Below are 25721 nucleotides of genomic sequence, written 5' to 3'. Positions count from 1 at the left end.
GGCTCAGCCCTCGTGGCGGCGCGATTGGAGTTCGGCGACCAGCGCTTCCAGCTCGGCCAGCTCGTTGTCGCTGACCTGCTGGCGCTGCGACAGGTAGGCCACGAACGGCGACACCGAGCCCTGCAGGGTGTTGTCGACAAACTGGGCCACTGCACCCTGCAGCACGCTTTCCGGGCCACGCGTGGCCTGGTAGCGGTAGACGCCGTCCTGCTGCTGGCGACGAAGATACCCCTTCGCCCGCAGCCGCTCCATCATCGTCAGCACGGTGGACCGGGCCAGGCCACGGGCCTCGCCGTAGCCACTGGCGACCTCGCCGACGCTGGCCGGCGCATGTTCATCGATGTACTGCAGCAGGGCCAGTTCCTGGTCCCCGATCGTCTTGCCACGCATGACACCACTCCCTTGACTACACGTGTCGCCACTTTCTGCGCGACGACAACTGTAGTCAACCCCCCGGAAGTCATGGGCCGACGAACGGTGGGCGGTGTCTACCACTGGCAGATGCACGTGAAGGGTCTTCACGGCAGCGACTGAGTGCGGCTGTATCGCAATAGACAAGCCCCGAATTGCGGGTCGAAATGCTTCGCAAGTGAAGCGCTCGCTACTCACGTTGACTATGGATCCAGAACTTTGAAGCTTCCCGATTTTTCAAATTTGAAAATATCCTCATAGGCAGCAAAAAGTTGGATGTCTAGGCTCGCTAGATTCATTCCAGGTAGATCATTGATCTCGGGATCTGATGCCGAACCTTGCTGCTTTAAAATTTACTAAAAATTTCAATGAATCGTTTTCAGCCGCCCGTGCAATGGAAGCATGAAGTAGATGGGCAGTCGGCTTAAGCTAAGCTGCGAGGACGTGGAAAGTTCCGCTCGCCTCGGCGATGCATCTCGCCTGCAGGCACCAGCAGAGATTGACTGTTGATTTAGTATATGAAAACAAAACACTTTATCTTGATTATTTTTTGGGTGACTTTCCCTGCATGGGCAGAGCAATTCGTTGCCGATCCAAACGTGCCGCCAATAAACAGCCGGGCATCTGTCTTGGTGTTAGGAAGCCCGCACTTGGATCAACTTGGCATTGCCGCTGGATTTTCTCTTTCCGCGATGGACCCACTCCTGATCGCCCTGAGAAAATTCTCACCTGATGTCATTGCGGTTGAGTCGATATCGGGTGAAGAATGCACCAGCATGCGATTGGCTCCAGACATCTTTAACTCTAATGACATCAAGCGGTTCTGCTATGACAACACAGCCGCTTTGCATGCATTGGGACTTGACTATCAGAGAGCGAAAGCTCGATTGCAGGTACTAATGCATGACTGGACTGGGTTTAAGGCTGCAACGCAACGCCGCGAGTTGATCGTTCATTTTCTCGCAGTTGGTGAACCCGTCTCAGCGGTCGCGCAATGGCTCCAGTTGCCGCCCAAGGAACGGCAAGCAGATGGCGTATTGACCAAGGAACTGATGGGGTGGCTGGAAAAGGCCTCCGTGTCGCCTGACGAACGCTACCAAGTTGGTGCGCGCTTAGCTGCGGCCCTGGGGTTGGTCATGGTTCACTCAATTGACGACCACACCGGAGACAGCAGTGCAATCGCCCGGTCGGATGAGTACGCAGATGCCGTTCGCAGGGCTTGGGAGCAAGATCGACCTCGCATCGACAGCCTGCTAGGTAAGCAAAAGGCACTGGCGCAGCAACGTGAATTTGTTTCCTTGTACCGATATGTCAACAACGACCTAGTTCAACATGAATTGGTCGATGCAGACATGGGCGCCGTGCTCAGGAACAAATCTGCCGCTGGGTTTGGCGCGGTCTATATTGCAGGTTGGGAAGCTCGAAACCTTAGAATGGCGGGAAATATTCGGGCATCATTCGTTGACAAGCCGGATGCCAGAGTACTGGTGGTGGTAGGCGCTTCACACAAGTCTTGGCTAGATATGTTCATGAGAAGCGGACTCCTCATAAATATAGAAAATGTTGAGGAAATTCTCCGTTGACCAACGGGATGCAGCAAGAAACGCCAAAATTTCGTTGGATGAGTTGCCTAAGCTGAACCTCGCCGTTGCCGCCCCGAATTGTGCGTGCGCAACCTGCCGGCTCGATGCGTGGATCTAGCAACGCGAGTTCTACTTAAACCTTCTCCACGTTCCCTGCATCCGATCCTCGACGCCCCGCCGGAATCCCGCATGTTCCGCCCAACGCTTCGAGTCGTGCTCATGCTCATCAGCGCCCTGCCCTTCGCCGCCATCTCTGCCAGCCAGGATCAGGCCAACGACCAGACCCGCCGGCTGATCCGCCAGATCATGCTGGAACAGCGCATTCCGGGATTGCAGATTGCGGTGGTCAAGGACGGGCAGATCGTGTTGTCCGAGGCCTACGGCCTGGCCAATGTCGAGAACGGTGTGCTTGCCTCGCGCGACACCCGCTTTCCGCTCAATTCGGCCACCAAGGCGTTCACCGGCGTGGCCATCGCGCAGTTGGCACAGCAGGGGCGATTGGATCTGGATGCCCCAGCATCGCGCTATCTGGATGATCTTCCGGCCACCTGGCAGGACGTGCGTGTGCGCCAGCTGCTGGCACATACCTCGGGACTGCCCGACATCCTCGATGCGAGCGGGCTGCTGGGCGGTGGTACCGAAGCCCAAGCGTGGGCGGCGGTCACCGCGCTGCCGATGGAGGCGGCCTCCGGGCAGCGCTTCGCCTACAACCAGACCAACTATGTGCTGCTGGCGCGGATCATCGCGCAGCAATCGGGCATGCCCTACGAACGTTTCCTTGCGACCCGCCAGTTCAGCAGCGCGCGCATGGCGCGCACCACCTTCGGTGACAGCTACGACCTGATCCCGGATGTGGCGACGATGTACAGCCTGGCCCCGCGTGCCACCGACGCAGCCGATGCACCGCCGCGCCTGTCGCACTGGTTCTACGACATTCCGCCTTCACTGTGGCCCGGTGGTGGCATCCTCACCACCGCCGATGACACCGCACGCTGGCTGGTCGCGTTGACCGACGGGCGCCTGCTTCAGGATGCACCTCGGAAGAGGATGTGGACCGCAGAGCGCCTCACCGATGGCCGTGCCGGCCCATGGGCGGGCGGCTGGCCGGTGCTGCAGGCCAGCCCCGATCTGCAGGTGGCCGGCATCGGCGGGGCACGCTCGGCCTTCGTGGTGTATCCCGAGCGCGGCGTGGCGGTGGTGGTGCTGACCAACCTGGTCGGCGCCAACCCCCAGCAGTTCATCCCGCGCATCGCCGATTTCTATGCGCGCGCGGCCTCAACGCCCGCTCACGAACGGGTCGCCCTTGCACGGCAGCAACGGGCTGTCATCGCAGGGCCATAGCGCGGCGGGTACGGTCCTGGCCACTTCGAAGTGATCCTGGTTCCAGCGCAGGAAACCGCCGTGGATGGCATTGCCATGGTCGAAGCTGCGCGCATCGACGGCCAGTGGCTGTTCGGGGTCTGCTTCGGCCACCCAGCGCAGCACCGGCACCTTGTCCAGCGCCCCGATGAAGGCGAACAGATCACCCGCGCCCTTGTCCTGGTAAGCCGTCATGGTCGCCGCGTCGGGCAGCTCGGCCTGCGCCAGCAACGACGCGGTGACATCCTGCAGCGGTGCGGCTCCCTGTGCGATGTAGGCGCGCATGCCCGTGGTGGTTGCCGGGCAGTCCTGCAGCTGCACCAGATACCCGGTGGTACCGCCACGGCCGGAGAACGACCGCATCCAGTAGCGGAAACGCGGCCCGCTGCGATCGGTGACCATGAAATCCTGCTGGCCATCCTGCGCGGGAGTGGAAAGCACCTGCACCTTGCTGGCGCCCTCCACGTTGCACTTCAACTGCGCCAGCACCTGCCTGGCAGGTTCGGGCAGCGCAGCGTAGCGACCGCCGGGATGGGCGCTGCCGGAGGCATCCGGCAGTGCGGGCAATCCTCGATCAGTGGGCAGGGTCTGCGCAGGCAAGGTCTCCGGTTTCGCCGACGAGCTGGCGGTGGGTGCTACCGGCGCGACGCGCTCTCCAGCGGGCGCGCAGGCGCTGCAGACCAGCAACAGCATCAACGAAACGCTCGGCATCAGGTGTGATCGGATCATCGCTCAACGCCCTCCCATCGCCGGCGCTTCCTGCAGGTGTGCAGGCCCGGGTGTGGGTGCCGCCTGTTCGCGCGATTGCTGCTGCAGCTGGCGCAGGCTGGATTCCACCGAAGTTTCGCGCGCCTCGGCTGCATTGACCCCTGCGCGCAGCGCCGCAGGATCGCCCGGACTGCCCTGCACCAGAAACAGCGTCTCACCGGCTGCACGACCCGCGCTGGGGTTGCTGGCCACGATCTGGTCGACCTGGGTGATGCCTGCGGCCTTCGCTTCGCGCAGCATCACCAGGCTGTAGGCATCGGCATGCTCGGCGTAGCGTCCGCCCAACGCCTGCAGGCGCGTACTGATCTGCTGCTGCAGGGCATGGTCGCGATGCTGGGGCTGGCGGGGGTCGTCATTGGCAGCAAGCGGGGCGTCCTGCCCCAGCTCACGCGCCTGCCCCGGTGCGACCGAGGTCAGCACGTACTGCCAGCGGTTCTGCCCGGGCGTGCCGCGCACCGTCGCCACGAAGTCGTCGTACTCGCCGCCACCGATGGTCTGGCAACCTGCCGAATCGGTGTTTGCCCGGCTGCCGCGGTGGATCTTGAAGGTGTCGTTGAGGTCCTGCACGCCCTGGGTATCGCGCGCGTCGAACCAGCCATCGCCATTGCTGTCCCGCTCCACCCGGCCGGCACCGGCGGTTACCGCGTCCTGCGAGGGACGCAGCGCGAACTCATCGGCGTGGCCGTGGCGCGGGTGGGTGGTCGCGCGCATTTCGGTGGTGCCTTCGCCCAGTCGCCCCAGATCCTTGACCCGGTCGCCATTGACGTCCTCGCCCTCGGTCTTGGTACGCGGTGCCACGTTGCCGAAGCCCGGGCTACGCGGCGTGGTCTTGGCATGGCCGTCGTACTGCGCGGTCGGCTCGGTCGTGGCCTGGTTGAACTCGCGCACATGGCCTTGGCCCTGCGCATCCTTCCACAGCACCACGATGCGGTCGTCGTAGACACCACGCCCGCGCGCCTCCGTGGTGCGGTTCTCGTCGCGCAGCCCCAGCACCACGCGGTCCTGCGTCGCCATTGCTTCGTTCGCTGCCGTGTTGCCGCGCTGGGCCACGATGCTGCCGTAGACGTCGTACTGCTGGGCCTGGCTCAAGCCCGCGGTCTCTGCCGCCTCGGGCATCCTCGGTGGGCGCGTCGCCTCACCCAGGCGATCCAGCATCGGGTTCACTGTGGCCGCATCCGCTGCGGCAACACCACCATTCCGGCGCAACGCCTCAAGCTCGGTGGCGGCACGCGCCGAGATGTAGCGATCCAGCGATTCCTGCACCACAACACTCTGGCCGTCGTGCAGGGCCTCCAGGCGGGCGGCGGCACCGCGCACGTCGTTCTGCCGCAACAGGGCGACGACTTCGTTGGCCGCCGCATTGATATCCATCTCGGGCATGGTCGGTCCTTGAACGTGATCGGTTGGGAGTCAGCCTACCCCAGCTGCCCGACGGAGCTTTTGACACAGCGCACACCCCAGCACCTGCCCCATTCAGGCGGCACATGCCGCGCCCGGCCTCACCCCCGCGGCCCGCCCATCACCGGCAGGATCACTCCGCTGATGTAACTGGCACAGACCGGCGAAGCCAGGAACACATAGGCGGGCGACAGTTCTTCGGGCTGTGCGGGCCGGCCCATGTCACTGTCCTTGCCGAATTCGGCAACGTCCTCTGCCGCCTTGTCGGCCGGGTTCAGTGGCGTCCACACCGGTCCCGGCGCCACGCAGTTGACCCGGATGCCACGTGGTAGCAATTGGCTCGCCAGCGATTTGGTGAACGCATGGATCGCGCCCTTGGTGGCCGAGTAATCGATCAGCGCCTTGCTGCCGAAGATTCCCGTTTCCGAACCGGTGTTGATGATGCTGGCGCCCTCGCCCAGATGCGGCAGTACCGCGCGCGCCATCTGTATGTAACCGCCGATGTTGGTCTGCAGGGTTTCCTGCAGATGCGCGTCTTCCAGGTCTTCCAGCCGCGCGCAATGCAGCTGGAACGCGGCATTGTTGACCAGGATGTCGATGCCGCCGAACGCCTTGGCCACCTGCTTGACCGCCTTGTTGCAGAAGCGCGGATCGCGCACGTCGCCGGCGATCACCACGCAGCGGCCGCCTTCGCGCTCCACGTGCTGGCGGGTGATGTCGGCGTCTGCAGCCTCGTCCAGGTGCAGTACCGCCACATCGGCGCCTTCGCGTGCGAACAGCACCGCCACTGCACGGCCAATGCCGGAATCGCCACCGGTGACGATCGCACGCATCCCCTGCAGCTTGCCGCTGCCGATGTAGTCCGGTGCAAGGAAACGCGGCGCCAGCTCCAGTTCGTGTTCGTGCCCTGGCTTGGCCAGCTGCTGCGCCGGCATCGCCTCCGGTTGTCGGCGTGTGCCGGCCTGGGTTGCGGTCTTCTTCGTGGCTTTCTTTGCCGCGCGCACGTCCTTGGCCTTTTCCTGGTCCTGCAGGCGTCGCTGTCGGGCCGCGACGCGCGCCGCCCGTGGATCGCTGGCGGCCGCCTTGCGGGTTGCGGTCTTCACCACGCGCGGGCGATCGGGGTCGGCAGCAGTCTTCGTCGCGGTGCTGCCTTTGCGCACCTTGGGCGAGGCTTTGCGGCGGGTCGGGGTCTTCTTGGTGGTGGCCATGCAGGTCTCCTCGGGAGGGAAGGGGGTTGCCGGCCAGCGGCCGGCACTACCCGGGGCGGCATCCGCCGCGCCTGCAGTGTCTCCACCCAGGCTGTCGGCGGCGGTGAGCGCGCCGTGTCCACGATGTGCACGGTATTCATTCCGCCACCACGTGCGGCGTCGCACGCTGCACCCAACCACACCAAGGAATCCTTCCATGAAACATGCCATCGCCACCGCCGCCGTCTGTCTTGCCCTCGCCGCCTGCAGCAGCACGCCGATGGCCCAGGTGCAGCCGATCGACGGCGTGATTTCCGGCCAGTGCCACAGCGACATGGTGCGCGGCGCACTGGGCTTGGCCGCTTCGGATGCCACCGTGGCCCGCGCACGCGTGGACAGCGACAGCCTGCATGTGCGGGTGCTGCGCCATGACGGTCCGCGGGTACCGCCGGCCAGCGAAGGCGGCGACCGCCTGACCATCGAAAAGGGCCGCACCAACAACATCACCGCGATCTACTGCGGCTGAGCCTGCGCGCCCTGCGCAGCACGCGCAGGGTGGCCTGTTCCCACTGGCGCGGCCCACGCAGGCCGGCCAGCTTCGCCAGTTCACCGCGCTCCCAGCCGGCGAACACGCACGGGTCGATGTAGGCCTTGCGGCACACCGCCGGAGTGTTGCCCAGCAGCGATGCCACTTCGCACACCACCGCGCGCTGCGCCTGCGCCAGCGCGCGCTGACTGGCCGGTTCCGGCAGTTCGGTGGCGGCAAACGCCTGCACCGCCGCCACCGTGCCACCCCAGGTGCGGAAATCCTTGGCAGTGAAGTCCTCGCCCATCACCTCGCGCAGGTAGTCGTTCACCGCGCCGGAATCCGCCGGCTGCAGCGCACCGTCGTCATCGCGGTACTGGAACAGCGCCTGCCCGGGCAACTGCTGTAGGCGCCGCACCAGCAGCCCCAGCTTGCGGTCGCCCACGGTCACCTCCTGCAGCTGCCCGGACTTGCCGCGGAAGCGCATGCGCACCCGGCCGCCGCGCAGCAGTTCCAGATGGCGGTTGCGCAGTGTGGTCAGTCCGAACGAACGGTTCTGTTGTGCATAGGTTTCATTGCCGACCCGCACCAGGGTGTCCGCCAACAGCGCCACCACCATGGCCAGCACCTTTTCCTGCGGAAACCCAGGTCGCTTGAGATCCCGCGACAACCGCCGCCGCAGCGTAGGCAAGGCCTCGCCAAAGGCGATGATGCGGTCGAACTTGCCGGCGTCGCGCTCCCTGGCCCAGTCGGCGTGGTAGCGGTACTGCTTGCGCCCGCGCGCATCACGGCCGGTGGCCTGCAGGTGGCCATTGGCGTGGGCACAGATCCACACCGCGGTGTAGGCCGGCGGAATCGCCAGCGCACGGATGCGCTGCAGGGTGGTGGCATCACGCAGCGCGTGGCCATCAGCATCGCGGTAGCTGAAGCCCTTGCCGGCGCGGCGCCGGCTGATGCCCGGCTGGGTGTCATCGACATAGCGCAGGCCGGCAGCGCGCGCGGCTTGGCGTTCAGGGGTTGAGGGGGCTGACATGCCCGCAGTGTCGCCGTCGCGATGCCCCGATCCTGTCGATAACACAAGACAAACACGTGAGGGCCGGTTCGCCGCTATGCTCGGGTCTTCACAACCCCTTCCGGAGTCATGATGTCGTTTCCGATTCGCGCCCGTTCGCTCTCCGCCCTGTTGCTGCCGGCCGTGCTGGCCCTGACCGCCTGCCAGGCACCGGCGCTGGACGAACAGGATTCGGCCACCGCCCATGCCCAGCAGGCCGCAGAAGCCGCCAAGGCACCGGCCGACGACGCCGGCAAGGCCACCGAGGCCCCGCCGGTCGGCACCTGCGACGCCAGCCAGGTGCAGAGCCTGGTCGGCCAGGCCTACACCGACGCGCTCGGCAAGCAGGCGCAGGAAGACGCCGGCGCCAGCCAGGTGCGCGTGCTCAAGCCCAACGACGTGGCCACGATGGAGTTCCTCGGCGACCGCCTGAACATCGAAGTGGACGACAAGGGCGCAGTCAGCGGCGCGCGCTGCGGCTGAGTCGGGCCCCGCGCCGGCACTGGGTTGCCGGCGCGTTCTGTTGCACCTGCAACCGTGTATTGCGGCGCTGCAGCAACCTGTGATCTAGTCGAGGCATCCGGTGGCCTCACGATGCGCTCCAGGGATTGGGCGGGGACGAGTGTCGCCGCCAACCCTATACGCATCGAGGTAGAGATGGCCCCCCGCAACCGCCAAGGGCTTTACGACCCGCGCTCCGAGCGCGATGCCTGTGGATTTGGCATGGTCGCCCAGCTCGACGATCAACCATCGCGCCTGTTGGTTGATACCGCCATCGCCGCGCTTTCGCGCATGACCCACCGTGGCGGTGTCGCCGCCGATGGCCTGACCGGCGATGGCTGCGGCCTGCTGCTGCGCCGCCCCGATGCGTTCCTGAAACTGCTGGCCAGCGAAGCCGGCATCGCGGTCTCCGCACGCTTCGCCGCCGGCCTGGTGTTCCTGCCACACGATGCCGATGCCGCGCAGGCGTGCCGCACGCAGCTGCAGGCGCAGCTGGAAGCGGTGGGCTGCAAGGTCGCCGGCTGGCGCGAGGTGCCCACCGATGACAGCGTCTGCGGCCAATTGGCGCGCGACACGCTGCCGCGCATCGAGCAGGTGTTCGTCGATGCCGGCGTCGGCCAGGATGATGCCGGTTTCGCACTGGCGCTGTTCCTGGCCCGTCGCCGCAGCGAACAGCAGCTGCGCGCACACGCCGACTTCTACGTCACCACCCTCACCCCGGATGCGATCAGCTACAAGGGCATGGTGCTGCCGGACAAGCTCAGCCGCTTCTTCCCGGACCTGCAGCGCCGCGAGCTGGCCTCCAGCGCGATCGTGTTCCACCAGCGCTTCTCCACCAACACGCTGCCGCGCTGGCCGCTGGCGCACCCGTTCCGCATGCTCGCCCACAACGGCGAGATCAACACCATCGAAGGCAACCGGCGCTGGGCGCAGGCGCGCAGCAAGGTGTGGAAGACACCACGCTTCGATATCGGTGAATTCGACCCGGTCATCTCCATGCATGGCTCCGATTCGCAGAGCCTGGACAACATGCTGGAACTGATGGTCGCCGGTGGCATGGAGCTGATCCAGGCCCTGCGCATCCTGGTGCCGCCGGCTACGCAGTCGCTGGAATTCAAGGACCCGGACCTGGCCGCGTTCTACGAATTCCACGGCCTCAACAGCGAGCCGTGGGACGGCCCGGCCGGCATCGTTGCCTGTGACAGCCGCTACGCCGTATGTACCCTCGACCGCAACGGCCTGCGCCCGGCGCGCTGGATGCTGACTGCCGACCGCCATTTCCTGGTCGCCTCCGAAGCGGGCGTATGGGAAGTGCCGACCGAGCGCGTGGTGCGCAAGGGCAAGCTCGGCCCGGGCGAGATGATCGCCATCGACCTCAAGCGCGGCGACCTGCTCGATTCCGATGCGGTGGACCGCATCAACCGCGGTCGTGCGCCGTACAAGCAATGGCTGCAGCAGGGCGTGACCTACCTGCAGACCGAACTGATCGACCCCTCGCTGGTGGAAGAGCCCTTCGACGAAGGCACCCTGCGCAGCTACCACAAGCTGTACCAGCTCAGCAGCGAGGAAGTGGAGCAGGTGCTGCGGCCCTTGGCCGAGACCGAGCAGGAAGCCACCGGCTCGATGGGCGACGACACGCCGATGGCGGTGCTGAGCCAGCGCAGTCGTCCGCTGTACGACTATTTCCGCCAGGCCTTCGCGCAGGTCACCAACCCGCCGATCGACCCGCTGCGCGAAGACTGCGCGATGTCGCTGTCCACCCAGCTCGGCAAGGAGACCAACATCTTCCACGCCGGCCCGGAGACGGTGAACCACGTCATCCTCAACTCGCCGGTGCTCAGCCAGCGCAAGCTTCGCCAGCTGCTGAAGATGGACCAGTACGTGCAGGCCAACCGCCTGCTGGACCTGTCCTACAGCGAAGACGAGGGCCTGCGTGCCGGCATCGAGCGCATCTGTGCCGAGGCCGAGCAGGCCGCGCGCGATGGCATGGTGATGCTGCTGTTGTCCGACCGCTACCCGGTGGCCGGGCGTCCGATGGTGCATGCCCTGCTCGCCACCAGCGCCATCCACCACCACCTGTCGCGGCTGGGCCTGCGCTGCGACGTGAATCTCATCGTCGAGACCGGCACCGCGCGCGACCCGCACCACATGGCCTGCCTGCTCGGCTTCGGCGCCACCGCGGTGTATCCGTACCTGGCCTACCAGACCCTGTTCGACCTCGGCCGCCGCGGCATCCTCAAGCTCAGCAAGGGCGGTGAGCAGTCGCAGATCGGCCGTCGCTACCGCAAGGGCGTCTACAAGGGCCTGTCGAAGATCATCTCGAAGATGGGCATCTGTACCGTGGCCAGCTACCGCGGCGCGCAGCTGTTCGAGATCATCGGCCTGGAACCGGAAGTCGTGGACCTGTGCTTCCCCGATACCGCCTCGCGCATCGGTGGCGCCGGCTTTGCGCGGCTGGATGCCGATGCACGCGAACTGTGCGTACAGGCCTGGGATGCACAGCAGGGCGTGGATGTCGGCGGCCTGCTGAAGTACGTGCACGGCGGCGAATACCACATGTACAACCCGGACGTGGTGACCACCCTGCAGCGCGCCGCGCGCAGCGGTGACCCGCGTGCCTGGCAGCAGTACTGCGATGCGGTGCATGCACGGCCGCCGTCGGCACTGCGCGACCTGCTGGAACTGGTGCCGGCCGCTGCGCCGACAGCGCTGGATGACGTGGCTCCGGCCAGCGAACTGTTCCCGCGCTTCGATACCGCCGCCATCAGTCTCGGCGCCCTCTCTCCGGAAGCGCATGAAGCGCTGGCCATCGCCATGAATCGCCTGGGCGGCCGCAGCAATTCCGGCGAAGGCGGCGAAGATCCCGCACGCTATGGCACCGCCAAGCGCAGCAAGATCAAGCAGGTGGCCTCGGGCCGCTTCGGCGTCACTGCCGAATACCTGGTCAACGCCGAAGTGCTGCAGATCAAGGTCGCGCAGGGCGCCAAGCCCGGAGAAGGCGGCCAGCTGCCTGGCCACAAGGTCAACGAACTGATTGCGCGGCTGCGCTATGCCAGGCCGGGCATCGGCCTGATCTCGCCGCCGCCGCATCATGACATCTATTCGATCGAAGACCTCGCGCAGCTGATCTACGACCTCAAGCAGGTCAACCCGACCGCGCTGGTGTCGGTGAAGCTGGTCAGCCATGCCGGTGTGGGCACGATCGCCGCCGGCGTGGTCAAGGCCGGTGCGGACCTGATCACCATCTCCGGTCACGATGGTGGTACCGGTGCGTCGCCGGTCAGCTCGATCCGTTATGCCGGCGTGCCGTGGGAGTTGGGCATTGCCGAAGCACACCAGGCGCTGCTGGCCAACGACCTGCGCGGGCGCACGTTGCTGCAGACCGATGGCGGCCTGAAGACCGGCCTGGACGTGGTCAAGGCCGCGCTGCTGGGCGCGGACAGCTTCGGCTTCGGCACCGCGCCGATGATCGTGCTGGGCTGCAAGTACCTGCGCATCTGCCACCTCAACAACTGCGCCACCGGCGTGGCCACCCAGGATGAGCGCCTGCGCGAGAACCACTTCACCGGCCAGCCTGAGCGCGTGGAGAACTTCTTCCGCCTGCTGGCCGAGGAAGTGCGCGGCTGGCTGTCCTACCTGGGCGCGCGTTCGCTGGAAGAGATCGTCGGCCGCACCGACCTGCTGCGGCAGATCGAGGCGGCGCCGCGCGACGGCGTGCGCGTGGACCTGTCGCGCCTGCTGGCCGACAGCCGCTACGAAGGCAGCCACTGTGCCGCGCAGCGCCTGTACGAATCGCCAGACAGCCTGGCCACGCAGATGGATGGCCTGCTGGCCGATGCCATCGAGCACAAGCGCGGCGGCGAACATCGCTTCCTGATCCACAACACCGACCGCAGCATCGGCACCCGCCTGGCCGGTGCGGTGGCACGCGCGCATGGCAACCAGGGCATGGCCGAATCACCGCTGGAACTGCGCTTCCGCGGCAGTGCCGGGCAGAGCTTCGGCGCGTTCAACGTCGGCGGCCTGCATCTGGAAGTGGAAGGCGAAGCCAACGACTACGTCGGCAAGGGCATGGCCGGCGGCCGCCTGGTGGTGCGTCCGCCGCGCGGCGCGCGCTTCGAGGCACGTAGCACCGCGATCATTGGCAACACCTGCCTGTACGGCGCCACCGGTGGCGAGTTGTTCGCTGCCGGTCGCGCTGGCGAACGTTTTGCGGTGCGCAATTCCGGCGCGCTGGCGGTGGTGGAAGGCGCCGGTGACCACTGCTGCGAGTACATGACCGACGGTGTGGTGCTGGTGCTGGGCAAGGTCGGCCTGAACTTCGGTGCCGGCTTCACCGGTGGCCTGGCCTACGTGCTGGATGTCGACCGCGATTTTGTCGACCGCTACAACCACGAGCTGATCGACATCCATCGCGTGTCGGCCGAAGGGTTCGAGAACTACCGCCAGCACCTGCACCGCCTGATCGGCCGCCACCGCGAGCTGACCGGCAGCATCTGGGCGCAGCAGATCCTGGACGAGTTCCGCGATTACATCGGCAAGTTCTGGCTGGTCAAACCCAAGGCCGCCAGCATCGAATCCCTGACCGAAACCCTGCGACGCGCCGCCTAACGGCAGTGCCGGCCGCTGGCCGGCAACCCAGGATCACGTAGTGCCGGCCGCTGGCCGGCAACCGGAAAACATCAAAGAGCCCGCCATGAGCCGCAAGCACGCCTTCCAGTTCCTCGACCTGCCCCGCACCATGCCGCAGCGCATCCCGGTCGAACTGCGCACCTCCGGCGACTGGGGTGAGCTGTACGGCAAGTTCGGCAAGGAAGACGCCCAGTACCAGGCCGGCCGCTGCCTGGATTGCGGCAACCCGTACTGCAGCTGGAAGTGCCCGGTGCACAACGCCATTCCGCAGTGGCTGCAGCTGGTGCAGGAAAACCGCATCCATGAAGCGGCCACCCTGTGCCACAGCACCAACCCGTTGCCGGAAGTGTGCGGCCGGGTCTGCCCGCAGGACCGGCTGTGCGAAGGCAGCTGCACGCTGGAGGAGTTCGGCGCAGTGACCATCGGCGCGGTAGAGAAGTACATCGTCGATACCGCGCTGGCCACCGGCTGGCGGCCGGACATGGCCGCCGTGCAGGCCACCGGCCACACGGTGGCGGTGATCGGTGCCGGCCCGGCCGGCCTGGCCTGTGCCGACCGCCTCGCGCATGCCGGCATCACTGCCGTGGTCTACGACCGCTACGAGCAGGTTGGTGGCCTGCTGCAGTTTGGCATTCCCAGCTTCAAGCTGGACAAGGACGTGATCCGTCGCCGCCGCGAGGTGCTCGAAGGCATGGGCGTGCAGTTCCGCCTGGGCGTGGAGGTCGGCCGTGACGTCAGCCTGCAGCAGTTGCTGGACACGCATGACGCGGTGTTCCTGGGCACCGGCGCCTACCGCTACACCGATGGCGGCCTCGACGGCCAGGACCTGAAGGGCGTGCTGCCGGCGTTGCCGTTCCTGGTGCAGAACAGCCGCATCGTCGGTGGCGATGATCCGCACGGCCGGCCGATTGCCGGCTGGGAAGACACCATCGCCCTGCCCGACCTCAACGGCAAGCGCGTGGTGGTGCTCGGCGGCGGCGACACCGGCATGGACTGCGTGCGCAGCGCGGTGCGCCTGGGCGCGGCCAAGGTGACCTGCGCCTACCGCCGCGACGAGGCGAACATGCCCGGCAGCGCGCGCGAAGTGGCCAACGCGCGCGAGGAGGGCGTGCGTTTCCTGTTCAACCGCCAGCCGCTGTCGATTGAAGCCGGTGCCGATGACGAAGTGATCGGCGTGACCGTGGTCGAGACCCGCCTCGGCGAGCCCGATGCCAATGGCCGCCAGAACGCGGTGCCGATCGAGGGCAGCGAATCGCTCCTGGAAGCGGACGTGGTGATCATCGCGTTCGGTTTCTCGCCCACCGTTCCGGCGTGGCTGGCCGAGCACGGCGTGGAGGGCCAGACCAACGGCCGCATCGTGGCTGGTGGCAAGGACAGACTGCCGTTCCAGACCGCGCATCCGCGCCTGTTCGCCGGCGGTGATGCGGTACGTGGGGCCGACCTGGTGGTGACCGCCGTGGCTGAAGGCCGCGACGCCGCCGCCAGTATCGTCCGGCTACTGGCGCACTGAATCCGGCGCCAGCAGCACCGCCAGCAATGCACGCAGTTCGCGCGGCTCCACCGGCTTGGCCAGGAAGTGATCGATGCCGGCGTCGCGGCAAGCCTCGCGGGTGCGTTCCAGCACGCTGGCGGTGAGCGCGATGATCGGTACCCGCGCGCGGTGCTGGCAGGTGTCTGCACGGATCGCCCGTGCCAGCGCGAAGCCATTCATGCCCGGCATGTGGCAGTCGGTGATCACCAGTTCAAATGGCTGCGACTGCCAGGCCTGCAGGGCCTGCGCTCCATCGGCGCAGGCATGCACCTGCAGCCCCAGGTCGTGCAGGCGCTGCTCCAACAGCTGCAGGTTGGTGGGATGGTCTTCGGCCACCAGCACCCGTGCCGGTGGCAGTGGCTGTTCCTCGGCGATCGCAGGTGACGGCGCGCCAGCAGGCAACTCGCAGGCACTCAGGTCCAGCTCCAGCCACACCGTGGTGCCCTCGCCGGTCGCACTGTGCAGCTGCAGGTCTCCCCCCATCGACACGGCCAGCTCACGGCAGATTGCCAGGCCCAGTCCACTGCCGCCGAAGCGGCGCGTGGTCGAAGCCTCGGCCTGGGTGTAGGCGCCAAACACCGCCTGCTGCCGTTCCGCACTGATGCCCACACCGCTATCGCTTACCTGCAGGCGCAACCGCTGCCCCTGTGCGTGCTGCTGCAGCACCTGCACCCGTAGTTCCACCCCGCCATGCAGGGTGAACTTGAGCGCATTGCCGACCAGGTTGAACAGGATCTGGCGCAGCCGCAGGCTGTCGGCCAGCGACCCGGCCTGCAGTGCAGGATCGAGATGGATCTGCAGGTACAGGCCACGGCTGGCAGCCACCGGCAGCAGCAGCTGCTGCACTGCCCGCAGCAGCGCGGCCAGGTCGGTAGGCTGCCGCTGCAGTGGCGCAGGCTGCAGGCGCTGGCTGTGCAGCACATCGTCAAGGATCTGCCGCAGCATCTGCGCGGCGTCGCCGATGGTGGCCAGCACCTGTTGCTGGCGGTGGTCCAGATCGCTGGCGGCCAATCGTTCGAGCATGCCCAGCAGCGTGCTCATCGGCGTGCGGATCTCGTGACTCATCGTCGCCAGGAAGTGGGTCTTGGCCAGCGCGGCCTGCTCGGCCTCGCGCCTTGCATCTGCAAGCGCCTGGGTACGTGTGTGTACCTCGCTGACATCCATCCAGTAGCCGCTCCACTCAACGTTGCTGTCATCGCACGCCAGCGTGCGGCCCTGCGAATGCACCCAGCGCCAGCCCTGTGGCGAGCGCGTACGGAAGGTGACGTCGATCGGTCCACGGGCCAATGCGGCCGCTTCGACACAGTCCATCACCAGAGTCCGGTCATCGGGATGGACCGCGGCCAGCAGCCGCGGGTGGTCGATCCGCGCGGTCTCCACGCTCACCCCGAACAGCGCCTGCACATCGCCGGCAATCTGCGGAAAGCTGTAGTCCCCGGTAGCGGTGCGGCGCGCCTGGTAGACCACCGCCGGCAGGTTCGCGGTCACTTCCTGCAGGCGCTGCGCGGCCACGCGACGCCTTGCGCTTTCGCGGTGCACGCGCCAATAGCCGAAGGCGTAGACCAGCGCCAGCGCCAGCAGGATCAGCGAGGCCGGTACCAGCCAACGCAGGGGCGATGAGGACGGCGGGTTGCGTGGCTGGTCCGGCAGCCATCCCGTGCGGATCACGTCGCGCTGCGTGTCGGTCAGCTGCGACACGGCCTGCTCGAAGCCGGGAATGACGCCGGCACAGGCCGGTACGGTGGCCAGCACAAGCGCATCGTCGAACCCGGCTGGCGCGGCAATCACCAGCCGATCGCCCTGGTACCGGCGCAGCCCGGCCTCGACCTCGCCGAGGTTGGCGATCACCGCGTCGACCAGACCGGTGCCCAGCAGCGACAGCGCATCATCCAACGGCGCCGGCGGCAGCAGCTGTGCACCCGGAGCCTGCTCGGCCAGCAGCGCGGCCAACGGCAGCCGGTCGGGACTGGCCACCGCGCGCTCGCGCAGGTCTTCCAGGCCCAGCACCGGCCGCGCATCGGCGCGGCGCACGATCACCTGCGGCAGCTGCAGGTACGGTGCACTGGCCACCCAGCCGGAAGGCAGCTGCGAGCGCGGCCAGCCCAGCAACGCCTGGGTGGCGGGCGGCAACAGGCCTTCGACGACCGCCGTGGCCGGCAGCGGTTGCGCCTGCAGCGGCCGTTGTTCGCCCAGCAGGTTCAGGTAGGCCGCGCTGACCCCTTCGGCCTGCCCCTCGATCGCGGACGACAATGGCGCCCGATCGGAAGGCCAGGCAATGCGCAGCGGTGTCTCGCAGCCAGCGGCGGACGCGGTTGCGGGCAGCATCAGGCAGGCCATGACAGCAACAGCTGCAGGGAGGCCGGCGGCATTCACGGTGGACGTCCTCATCTCGCAGGCGGAAGAAACGGCCGCGCAGCGGTACCGCTGCCTGACACGCTATCGACGTGCGGGCGGGCGGCAATGAAGAAAGTTGCAAAAGCATCCAGAAGTGCAAATGGCGACATACACTGCCGCCTTCACCCGTACCTGCGGAGCTCTTGATGCGTATCGGCCTGGCTGCCAACCGTCTCCACCACCACGACGTGCGCGCCGCCCTGTTTCGTTGGCTGCGTGCCAGTGAGGCTGGCCTGCGCGAACTCGGTGTGTCGCTGCACGCGGTCGGGCGCACCCATGACGCGATCGAACGGCACGGCTTCCTGGCCGGATACGGCGGCCTGCACCGTTATCCCTATGGCCGCGAAGGCGGGTTGATGAAGCTGGTCGCCGAGGTGGTCGGCATGGGTCCGGATCGGACGCTGGATGGCGCGATCTATCTGATCGACCCGGTCGATCCATCCTCGGTGTTCCCGGAAGCGACCGCGCTGAAGCGACAGTGCGTGATCCACGGCAAGCCGTTCATTTCAACGGTGGCGACGGCGCGCGACTGGGTCGAGGTCGAACGCATCCACGCTGGGCTGGCGGCCGATGCCGGCGCCGACGATCTGCATGCGTTCGAAGACCAGACGCTGGCGCTGATCGCGCACGATGCGATGAAGCCGGCGATGCTGGCCTTCGCCGATGAGCACTTCGAGGTACTGGCGCGCTTTGGCGAGCGCGTGGCAACCGGCACCACCGGCCAGCGCTTGAACGAGCTGGCCTGGAGCCGCGGTTGGCCCAGCGATACGCCGTGGGTGACGCGCTACCAGAGTGGCCCGATGGGCGGGGATGCGCAGATTGCTGACCGGGTGCTGGAAGGCCGCTGCCAACGCGCGATCTTCTTCGAGGATCCGCATGTGGCGCGCCAGCACGAGGCGGATATCCAGCTGCTGGAGCGTGCGGTGACGACGGTGACCGACCAGGCGGTGTGCATTACGGCGCCACGGGTGGCGGCGCGTTGGGCGACGGCGGCGGCGTTGCGGGCGGGTTGAGGGTTTCGGCCAACGGCTGAGCCCCTCGTGGTGGGTGGGGCCTGCGCGGTCATGAGGTTGGCCGGGATGGGTGGAATTGCGGGGGACGCCGTGAACCCATCCATGGGGGCTTGGCCGCGGCATCCATGCCGCGGACACCCCCGCAATCCCACCCATCCCGTCCTTCGACAGTTTCCGGTGTGCCCACCACGGAAGAAAGAAAGAAGAGCAGGAGCGGGTCGCGCGCTGCGCACGCTCCTGGCCCATGCTCGGTTGCATTCAACGGCAGCCGAGCGTGGGCTCGGCTCTACAGTTACAGAAGCTGGCGAAGCATGGCTTTCAAGCGGCGCCCTTCCAGCTGGAAGTAGTCGCGCTGTTCGCGCCAGGCGGGGAAGCGTTGTTCCACTTCGTGCCAGAACGCGGGCGAGTGGTTGGCCTGGATCAGGTGGCAGAGTTCATGCACCAGCACGTACTCGAAGGCTTCCGGCCGGCCCAGCACCAGCGCCAGGTCCAGCGCCATGCTGCCATCAGGTGCCAGTGAACCCCACTGCGAAGACATCACCTTCAGGCGCAGACGGCTGGGTGCGCGCGGCAGGTCCGGCAGGTACTTCGGCAGCCAGCGGCCAACGTCGGCGCGGGTCTGTGCTTCGTAGAACTCACGCAGCAGGCGGCGCAGAGTGGCGTCGCCGGCACGGGTCGGCCATTGCACGCAGGCACCGTGGTCGTCGAGCTCCAACCGTGCATAACGGCCTTCCTGCCAGCGCAGCGGCAGCAGTTCACCGCGCAGCGGCAGCACGCCGGCTTCGCCCGGCTGCAGGGGTGCTGGCAGTTCCTGGCCCTGGTACTGGCGCAGCTGCAGCGCCAACCAGTCGCGGTGTTGTTCCAGGAAGCGTTCGCCCATCACCAGGCTTGCCCGCGGCGGCAAGGTCAACCGCGCGCCACGCTCGTCCACGCTCAGCTTGATCCGGCGCGCACGCGGATCACGCACGCGCAGCACCTCGATCTCGGCATCCTCCAGGCGCAGGCGAACGGTGTCGCGCTGCACGGTGGCGGGCGGGGTCGGGCTGATCAGGCGGCGCAGCAGACGGCTCATGTACCCAGCATAGCGCCGCTTCGGGCCGCCGGATGACCGGCGGCCGTCGGGCTGCCTGTTCAGTCAGCCTTGCTGAGCTTGAAGGCTTCTTCCAGCAACAGGAACAGGCGGCGGATCTCGGCACTCTGCAGGGCGAAGCGGGCATCGAACTCGGCGCGGCGGCCATCTTCGTCGGCATGCTCCAGCTGGTCCAGCGCGCCGTCGAGGAACTTCAGCTTGCGCACGATCAGGTCGTCGCCGATGACGAAGGACAGGTTGTCTTCGAAGATCAGCGCCAGCTTGGTCACCTGCTTGCCGGCGTCCAGGTGCTTGTCGATCTCGTCGCAGCGCAGTTCCTGGTGCTGGCACTTGACCACCGCGCCACCCTCCACCGGGTCCTTCATCTCGCACTCTTCGCCCAGGCTCAGCCCGGTCGGCAGCGGCTCGCCGGCGATCCAGCCGGTCAGGATCGAGCGCGGCGCGACTTCGGCGTTCAGCGGCATCGCCGGGAAGCTGCCGAGCAGGCCACGGATGTCGGACATGAAGTACTCGCCGGTCTTGCGGCTGGAGGTATCCACCGCGACGTAGCCGTGCTGCAGGTCGATGAAGGCGTCGTTGCGCGAGGACTTCACGAAGGCGCGCGGCAGCAGTTCATGCAGCAGGTCGTCCTTCATGCGCTTGCGCTCGCGGCCACCGGGGCGGCGGCCTTCCTTCTCCTCGATCTCCTCCAGCTTGCGCTCGAGCAGGTCGTTGACCACCGCTGCCGGCAGGATCTTGTCCTCGCCGCCCACGGTCAGCCACAGGTGCTCGGCGATGCGGTGGGAGAGCAGTTCCTTCTCCTCGCGGCCGAACGGCGAGATGAAGCCGCGCGAATTCATTTCCAGTGCGCCGACCGGCTTCAGCAGGGCGTGCGGCAGCAGCGTGTCGACTTCGGAAAAATCGGTGGTGGTCGGGAAGCGGAAGAACGTCAGGTTGCGAAAGAACATGGAATTCCGGTGTCTGAAGGAGAAGGGCGCCCGACCTTAGTCGGCAGGCGTCTCGGGGACTGCGTCGGCCAGCCAGGCATCGGCATGCGCGGCATGCCCGCTGTGGCCCAGGGCCCTGAAATCGAACAGGGTGGCATCGGCCAGTTGTGCTGGCCGTACATCGGCCATGGCGCGTGCGATCTGTTCGATACGGCCCGGATGGTCCTGGTCCCACTGCTTGAGCATCAGGCCGACCTGCCGACGCTGCAGGTTTTCCTGGCTGCCACACAGGGTGCAGGGAATGATCGGGAAACGGCGGGCCTGCGCATACTCGGCGATGTCGTGCTCGCGCACGTAGGCCAACGGGCGGATCACCACGTGCTGGCCATCGTCGCTGAGCAGCTTCGGTGGCATGGCCGCCAGCTTGGCATGGTGGAACAGGTTCATGAACAACGTAGCCACCATGTCGTCGCAATGATGGCCCAGCGCGATCCGGGTGAAACCGTGCGCCTTGGCGTGGTTGTACAGCGCGCCGCGGCGCAGGCGCGAGCACAGCGAACACATCGTCCGGCCTTCCGGGATGACCCGGCTGACCACCGAGTAGGTGTCCTGCTCGATGATCTGGTACGGCACGCCCAGCGCGGCCAGGTACTCCGGCAGGACATGCTCGGGGAAGCCGGGCTGCTTCTGGTCAAGGTTCACCGCGACCAGTTCGAACGGCACCGGCGCCCTCTTCTGCAGCTGCAGCAGCAGGTCCAGCAGGGTGTAGCTGTCCTTGCCACCGGACAGGCAGACCATGACCTTGTCGCCCGCTTCGATCATGCCGAAGTCGGCGATGGCCTGGCCGACCTGGCGGCGCAGGCGCTTGCCCAGCTTGTCCGCCCCGGGCCCGGCCACGCGCGGATCGCGCGAAGCGCGCTGCGGGGGATCGGGAAGGGAAATCACGGCGGTCATCGGCCCATTCTAACGGCTTGCGGCAGCCTGGACCCCGTGTCGGGATTCCCCTCTCCCGGCAGTCATCATCGCTGTGTATGCTCGGAGGCTGTGGACACCTACAGCCCCGCCGAGATCGTCGAACACCTCGCCGCCCTGCGCGCCGAGCACCGCCTGCTGGATGAACAGATCACCCGCATGGCCGCCAACGGTGAAGACGAGCTGGAGTCCAAGCGCCTGAAGCGGCGGAAGCTGCAGCTGAAGGACTGCATCGCCAAGCTGGAAAGCCTGCAGATTCCCGACGAACCGGCCTAAAGACGGCCCTGATGGGTGCCAACCCTGGTTGGTACCTTTGCTTGCGGTAGCTGCCAACCTTGGTTGGCCTCCTGCTCTGGTAGGTGCCAACCTTGGTTGGCACGGCTGGAAGGTGTGTGGACCAAGGTCCACACCCACCGCATGGCCCAGCGCTACCCTCAATCCTGCGGCGCAGGCTCGTCCGGGCGTGCCGCTTCCGGGCTGACCCGTTCGATGGTGTGGCGCAGCTCGCGGCCGAGGATGAACTTGGCATCCTTGGCCCAGGCATCCAGGCGTTCGTCGAACAGCAGCTTGCTGTTCTCGTCCGGCCATACCAGGCGCAGCTCGCGCAGCTTCTGGATGAAGCCGCGGAACAGCGACTTGTCGAAGAACTCCGGCGCCGCCGGTGCGTAGAGCAGGCTGAGCCGCTGCGCGGCCTGCTGGCACAGGCTTTCCAGTTCGGCCGCACCCAGCACGCCGGGGCCGTTCTTCACCAGCACCGAGATGGCGATGTAATAGCGCTCGAAGGCCTGCTGCAGCGAGTGGCCGATGGCCCGCAGGCGGAACACTTCATCGGTCTGCCCGGTGTTGCGGGCAAGGATGCCGCCGTCGTCTTCGTTGACGTTCTGCAGCAACCCTTCGCGCACGAACACGTCGATGGTCTGGTCGATGCGCTGGGCGAACTCGTCCTCGGTCCATGGCAGGAACAGTTCGGCCTGCAGGAACGGGTACACCGTGCGGCCCAGCTGGACCAGGCCGGTGCGGCTCATGCGGCGGTTGTTCTGGAAGCAGCAGGCCACCCACGACGATGCGGTGAACAGGTGCACCACGTTGTTGCGGAAGTAGCTGAGCAGCACCGCGGTGTCGCCACTGACGCTGAGCACGTCGCCCAGCGGGTGCTTGATGCGGGTGAGGACGTTGATTTCCTCAGCGTGGGCGATGATCCGCTCCGGCGAATGCGGGGTCACCGTCACCCGGCCCGAGTACGGCATTTCCACCAGCAGGGTCTTGCACAGCTCGATCTGTGCGATCAGGTCGGCCTCGCCCATCGCGTGCTTCGGCGTGGACAGCAGAGCCAGCGCCAGCAGGTTGATCGGATTGACGTCGGCGGCACCATTGATGCGTACCTGGATGCGCTCGGCCAGCGTATCGACGGTGGTCGACAGCCAGGACGGCTTCTCATCCTCGGACACCGCTTCGCCGCCCCACTCCGGGGCCTTCTCGGCCAGCACGTCGTTCAGCGCGATCGGCTCACCGAAGTTCACCACCACCTGGCCGTAGTTCTGCTTGAGCACCTTGGGGATGCCCCACAGCAGCGACCAGATCGATTCCTTTTCCTTCGGCCGCCCGGACAGTTCATCCAGGTAGCTGCCGCCTTCCATCAGCTTCTCATAGCCGATGTAGATGGGCTGGAACAGCACCGGCTTGCGTGGCTGGCGCAGGAACGCGCGCAGCGTCATCGAGATCATGCCGCCCTTGGGCTGCAGCAGGCGGCCGGTACGCGAACGGCCGCCCTCGACGAAGTACTCCAGCGAGTAGCCGCCGGCCACCAGCTGCGCGACGTACTCGCTGAGCACCGCCGAGTATAGTGCGTTGCCACGGATCGAGCGACGGATGAAGAACGCGCCGCCCTTGCGCAGCAGGGTGCCGACCACCGGCAGGTTCAGGTTGATGCCGGCCACGATGTGCGGCGGCACGATGCCACGGTCGTACAGCAGGTAGGACAGCAGCAGGTAGTCCATGTGGCTGCGGTGGCTGGGCACGTAGACCACTTCGTGGCCCGGCGCGGCGGCCTTGAACTTGTCCAGGTGGTGCACCAGCACGCCCGCATAGATGCGGTTCCACACATGGCTGAGCATGAAGCTGGCCGAGCGCACTACCGGGCTGGAATAGTCCGCGGCGATTTCCCAGGCGTAGGCATGCGCCTTCTTCCAGGCATCGGCCGGCTTCGAATTGTCGCGCTTGGCCTGCGCGGCGATCGCTTCGCGCACCGGTTCGGCGGCCAGTACCTGATCGACCAGCAGGCGCCGGGTAGACAGGTCGGGGCCGATCACCGATTCACGGATGCGGCGGAAATGGGTACGCAGCACGCGCTGCAGCTTGCGCACCGTACGCTCCGGCTCCAGGCCTTCGTCCACGGTGCTGCGCAGCGAGATCGGCGGGGCGAAGCGGACGATGGTGCTGCGGCCGTTGAGCAGCACCGCCAGCAGGCGGCGGAAGCGACCCACCAGCGCCCAGTTTTCCGAGAACAGCACGGCGAACCAGCCGCTCTGCTTGTCCGGCGCGCGGCCGACGAAGATCGACACCGGCACCAGGTGCACGTCCAGGTCATCGCGCACGCGATGCGCCTGCAGGACCTTGGCCAGCGAATCGGAATGGGTCTTGGCGCCGCGCTGCTCGGGGATCAGCGAATTGCTGGAACTGCGCCGCGACAGCGCCAGATAGGCGCGCTTGCGCCCGGTCGGGTCACCGGCCAGCGGCACGAGCGGCGACGGCAGTCCGGCCTGGCGGCAGGCCTTGTCCAGGATCAGCGCATTGGACAGGCCGTAGTCTTCCAGCACGTACATCACCGGGCGGCCATCGTTGTACTGGCCCGGATCCTCCGGCTCGATCTTCAGCGACAGCCACGGCTCGACCAGGCGGCCGAGCAGGCGCGCCCACAGCGGCCGACGGCCGGCCGGCCGCGCATGCGCCGGCGGCGGTACCGGATTCGGGCCGGTACCGGTCGAGGGGGACGCCGGCGCCGTATCGGCGGGCGTCGACTGGGATTCTTCGCCGGGGAACGGCAGCGGGTTCTGTTTCGACATCGGCGCCATTATGGCTTAGGCGGCGGCGTTGCCGCTTCCCCACCCTCGGTGGGGGCTTCCACAGGTGCCGGAGCCACCGCCGCCCGGGCGGCATCGGCCTGGCGCAGCAGGGCATCGGTATCAGCCAGGGTGCGCGTCAGGTACCAGTGACCTTCGCGCCGGCTCAGCGGCAGCTGCAGGGTCATCTCGCGGCCGGCCAGGTCGTAGCGCAGGCGCACCAGCGCGTTGTCACCCTCCACCGACAGCAGTTCGCCACGCACACTGCGCAGCGCTTCGTCCACGCCCAGCCCGTAACTGCCGAGCACGGCCTTGAGCGTGTGGATGAACGGTGCCAGCTGCTGCAGGCTGCCTTCCATGCCCGCGGCCTGCAGGCCGGCCTCATCGTCGAAACCGACCTTGCCCGCCGCGCCGACCAGCGCGGCGATGGTGTTGCGCGCACGGGCGCGGTCGCTGATCGGTGCTCCCTGCGCCCACTCGGCGAGGGTTTGCACCAGGGCGACGTAATGGGCCTGCTGGCCAGGCGTGTAGCCCTTCTGGTGGCGCAGGTACTGCACGCCGAAGTTACCCATCGACTGCGCCGCCTGGCGTACCGCGCTGGCCTGGCCTGCCAGCTGGCGGTCGAAACTGCGCTGCAGTTCGGCACTGGCGTTGGGCTTGCGCAGTGCGGCCAGCATCGGCAGCAGCTGGTCGCCCAACGGCAGCTCGGTCAGCGGCCATTGGCTGTAGCCGTCGGTCCAGGCCTGCTGCAGGCGCTGGTACTGGCTGGGTGGAACCGACAGCTTCGCGTAGCCGACCAGATCGTCCTCGGCCAGGCGCAGGGCCATCGCCTGCACCGCCGCCACCGGTTCGGCCGCCGGCTTGGCCGGATCGTCGGCCGATTCACGGCACGCGGCCACGGCCAGCAGCAGCATGGCTGCCAGCCCCCATCCACGCGCAGACCTTCCTCGCACCGCCACGCTCATGCAATCGGACTCCCCGGACCGGTCCGCATCTTGCGGCCTGCGACGTGACAGCGGCAAGCCGCCCGGTCACGGTTCCGTCAACAGAGGGGTCGGATCCCGCCGCCAGCGGCAGGGGGCTCTGGCCCCGCGCGAAAAAAAAGAGCCCGGATCACGAGGATCACAGGCTCTTCAAGCCGGCACGAGGCCGGTGGACAGTGTTGTGGCACATGTCCGGTCCGAGGACCGGATGGCGGCGATCCTACGCTGCCCCGCAAGTTAAGGCAACACATGATGTAATGCCGTTCAACTTATTGATTTTGTTCAAAATCGAAAGTCACAAGTGAGGCCAGAGGAATTCTCCGGCGTGATTCCTGCC

Annotated in this window: 19 protein-coding genes; 8 read left to right on the top strand and 11 right to left on the bottom strand. The window is 66.8% G+C overall.

The window, feature by feature from the left end; all coding sequences use genetic code 11:
- Positions 1-3: 3 nt before the first annotated feature.
- Positions 4-390, bottom strand: coding sequence for a BlaI/MecI/CopY family transcriptional regulator (locus AC3ITW_RS00350; protein WP_004133922.1), 387 nt, complete (start codon positions 388-390; stop codon positions 4-6).
- A 539-nt stretch (positions 391-929) separates the two neighbouring features.
- Between AC3ITW_RS00350 and AC3ITW_RS00345 the strand changes: the two genes are divergently transcribed.
- The gene (locus AC3ITW_RS00345; protein ID WP_004133920.1) at positions 930-1994 is read left to right on the top strand and encodes a DUF5694 domain-containing protein; all 1065 of its coding nucleotides are present in this window, start codon (positions 930-932) and stop codon (positions 1992-1994) included.
- Between the two features lie 219 nt (positions 1995-2213).
- The gene (locus AC3ITW_RS00340; RefSeq protein WP_100467690.1) at positions 2214-3335 is read left to right on the top strand and encodes a serine hydrolase domain-containing protein; all 1122 of its coding nucleotides are present in this window, start codon (positions 2214-2216) and stop codon (positions 3333-3335) included.
- Here AC3ITW_RS00340 and AC3ITW_RS00335 read toward each other — a convergent pair.
- From AC3ITW_RS00335 to AC3ITW_RS00325, 3 genes are all read right to left on the bottom strand, one after another.
- The gene (locus AC3ITW_RS00335; RefSeq protein WP_004133835.1) at positions 3270-4082 is read right to left on the bottom strand and encodes a hypothetical protein; all 813 of its coding nucleotides are present in this window, start codon (positions 4080-4082) and stop codon (positions 3270-3272) included. The two genes, AC3ITW_RS00340 and AC3ITW_RS00335, sit on opposite strands and share 66 nt — an antisense overlap.
- A 3-nt stretch (positions 4083-4085) precedes the next feature.
- Entirely contained in the window at positions 4086-5501 is a 1416-nt protein-coding gene (locus AC3ITW_RS00330) for an XVIPCD domain-containing protein (protein ID WP_004133832.1), read from the bottom strand.
- Positions 5502-5620: 119 nt separating this feature from the next.
- Entirely contained in the window at positions 5621-6727 is a 1107-nt protein-coding gene (locus AC3ITW_RS00325) for an SDR family oxidoreductase (RefSeq protein WP_489389948.1), read from the bottom strand.
- 196 nt (positions 6728-6923) lie between these two features.
- Here AC3ITW_RS00325 and AC3ITW_RS00320 point away from each other — a divergent pair, with 196 nt between their 5' ends.
- Positions 6924-7232 carry a hypothetical protein gene (locus tag AC3ITW_RS00320; protein ID WP_004133804.1) on the top strand — a complete coding sequence of 103 codons (309 nt, stop codon included), beginning with the start codon at positions 6924-6926 and terminating at the stop codon, positions 7230-7232.
- Here AC3ITW_RS00320 and AC3ITW_RS00315 read toward each other — a convergent pair.
- Positions 7210-8265, bottom strand: coding sequence for a DNA topoisomerase IB (locus AC3ITW_RS00315; RefSeq protein ID WP_489389947.1), 1056 nt, complete (start codon positions 8263-8265; stop codon positions 7210-7212). The two genes, AC3ITW_RS00320 and AC3ITW_RS00315, sit on opposite strands and share 23 nt — an antisense overlap.
- 111 nt (positions 8266-8376) lie before the next feature.
- Between AC3ITW_RS00315 and AC3ITW_RS00310 the strand changes: the two genes are divergently transcribed.
- The 3 genes from AC3ITW_RS00310 to AC3ITW_RS00300 all read left to right on the top strand — a co-directional run bounded on the left by AC3ITW_RS00310 (position 8377) and on the right by AC3ITW_RS00300 (position 14926).
- Positions 8377-8766 carry an I78 family peptidase inhibitor gene (locus AC3ITW_RS00310; protein WP_012509644.1) on the top strand — a complete coding sequence of 130 codons (390 nt, stop codon included), beginning with the start codon at positions 8377-8379 and terminating at the stop codon, positions 8764-8766.
- 174 nt (positions 8767-8940) lie between these two features.
- Positions 8941-13395 (top strand): glutamate synthase large subunit, encoded by a 4455-nt coding sequence (gltB, locus tag AC3ITW_RS00305; RefSeq protein WP_489389946.1) that lies wholly within the window; start codon positions 8941-8943, stop codon positions 13393-13395.
- Positions 13396-13480: 85 nt separating this feature from the next.
- Positions 13481-14926, top strand: a complete 1446-nt coding sequence (locus AC3ITW_RS00300) for an FAD-dependent oxidoreductase (RefSeq protein WP_012509642.1) — start codon at positions 13481-13483, stop codon at positions 14924-14926.
- On the opposite strand, the gene AC3ITW_RS00295 is transcribed toward AC3ITW_RS00300, so the two are convergent.
- Positions 14912-17320 (bottom strand): ATP-binding protein, encoded by a 2409-nt coding sequence (locus tag AC3ITW_RS00295; protein ID WP_041864452.1) that lies wholly within the window; start codon positions 17318-17320, stop codon positions 14912-14914. The genes AC3ITW_RS00300 and AC3ITW_RS00295 overlap by 15 nt on opposite strands.
- A gap of 167 nt (positions 17321-17487) precedes the next feature.
- Here AC3ITW_RS00295 and AC3ITW_RS00290 point away from each other — a divergent pair, with 167 nt between their 5' ends.
- Positions 17488-18354, top strand: coding sequence for a methylglyoxal synthase (locus AC3ITW_RS00290; RefSeq protein WP_012509640.1), 867 nt, complete (start codon positions 17488-17490; stop codon positions 18352-18354).
- 292 nt (positions 18355-18646) lie between these two features.
- On the opposite strand, the gene AC3ITW_RS00285 is transcribed toward AC3ITW_RS00290, so the two are convergent.
- The 3 genes from AC3ITW_RS00285 to ttcA are packed head-to-tail and all read right to left on the bottom strand — an operon-like array spanning position 18647 to position 21324.
- Positions 18647-19426, bottom strand: coding sequence for a M48 family metallopeptidase (locus AC3ITW_RS00285; protein ID WP_153674887.1), 780 nt, complete (start codon positions 19424-19426; stop codon positions 18647-18649).
- A 59-nt stretch (positions 19427-19485) separates the two neighbouring features.
- Entirely contained in the window at positions 19486-20391 is a 906-nt protein-coding gene (locus AC3ITW_RS00280) for a recombination-associated protein RdgC (RefSeq protein ID WP_005411825.1), read from the bottom strand.
- 36 nt (positions 20392-20427) lie between these two features.
- Positions 20428-21324, bottom strand: coding sequence for a tRNA 2-thiocytidine(32) synthetase TtcA (ttcA, locus tag AC3ITW_RS00275; protein ID WP_100435627.1), 897 nt, complete (start codon positions 21322-21324; stop codon positions 20428-20430).
- Positions 21325-21414: 90 nt separating this feature from the next.
- On the opposite strand from ttcA, the gene AC3ITW_RS00270 reads away from it, so the two are divergent.
- Positions 21415-21618, top strand: a complete 204-nt coding sequence (locus AC3ITW_RS00270; RefSeq protein WP_012509637.1) for a YdcH family protein — start codon at positions 21415-21417, stop codon at positions 21616-21618.
- 158 nt (positions 21619-21776) lie between these two features.
- On the opposite strand, the gene plsB is transcribed toward AC3ITW_RS00270, so the two are convergent.
- A complete protein-coding gene (gene plsB / locus AC3ITW_RS00265) occupies positions 21777-24413 on the bottom strand; it encodes a glycerol-3-phosphate 1-O-acyltransferase PlsB (protein ID WP_012509636.1) in 2637 nt (878 codons plus the stop codon).
- Positions 24413-25366: a hypothetical protein gene (locus AC3ITW_RS00260; RefSeq protein WP_012509635.1), complete on the bottom strand. Its 954-nt coding sequence runs from the start codon at positions 25364-25366 to the stop codon at positions 24413-24415. Before AC3ITW_RS00260 ends, plsB begins: the two co-directional genes overlap by 1 nt.
- Positions 25367-25721 lie beyond the last annotated feature (355 nt).

The organism is Stenotrophomonas sp. KH_052 (genome assembly GCF_057838755.1).
The sequence above is the reverse complement of the archived record's forward strand: the minus strand, read 5'-3'. Positions and strand labels throughout refer to the sequence as shown.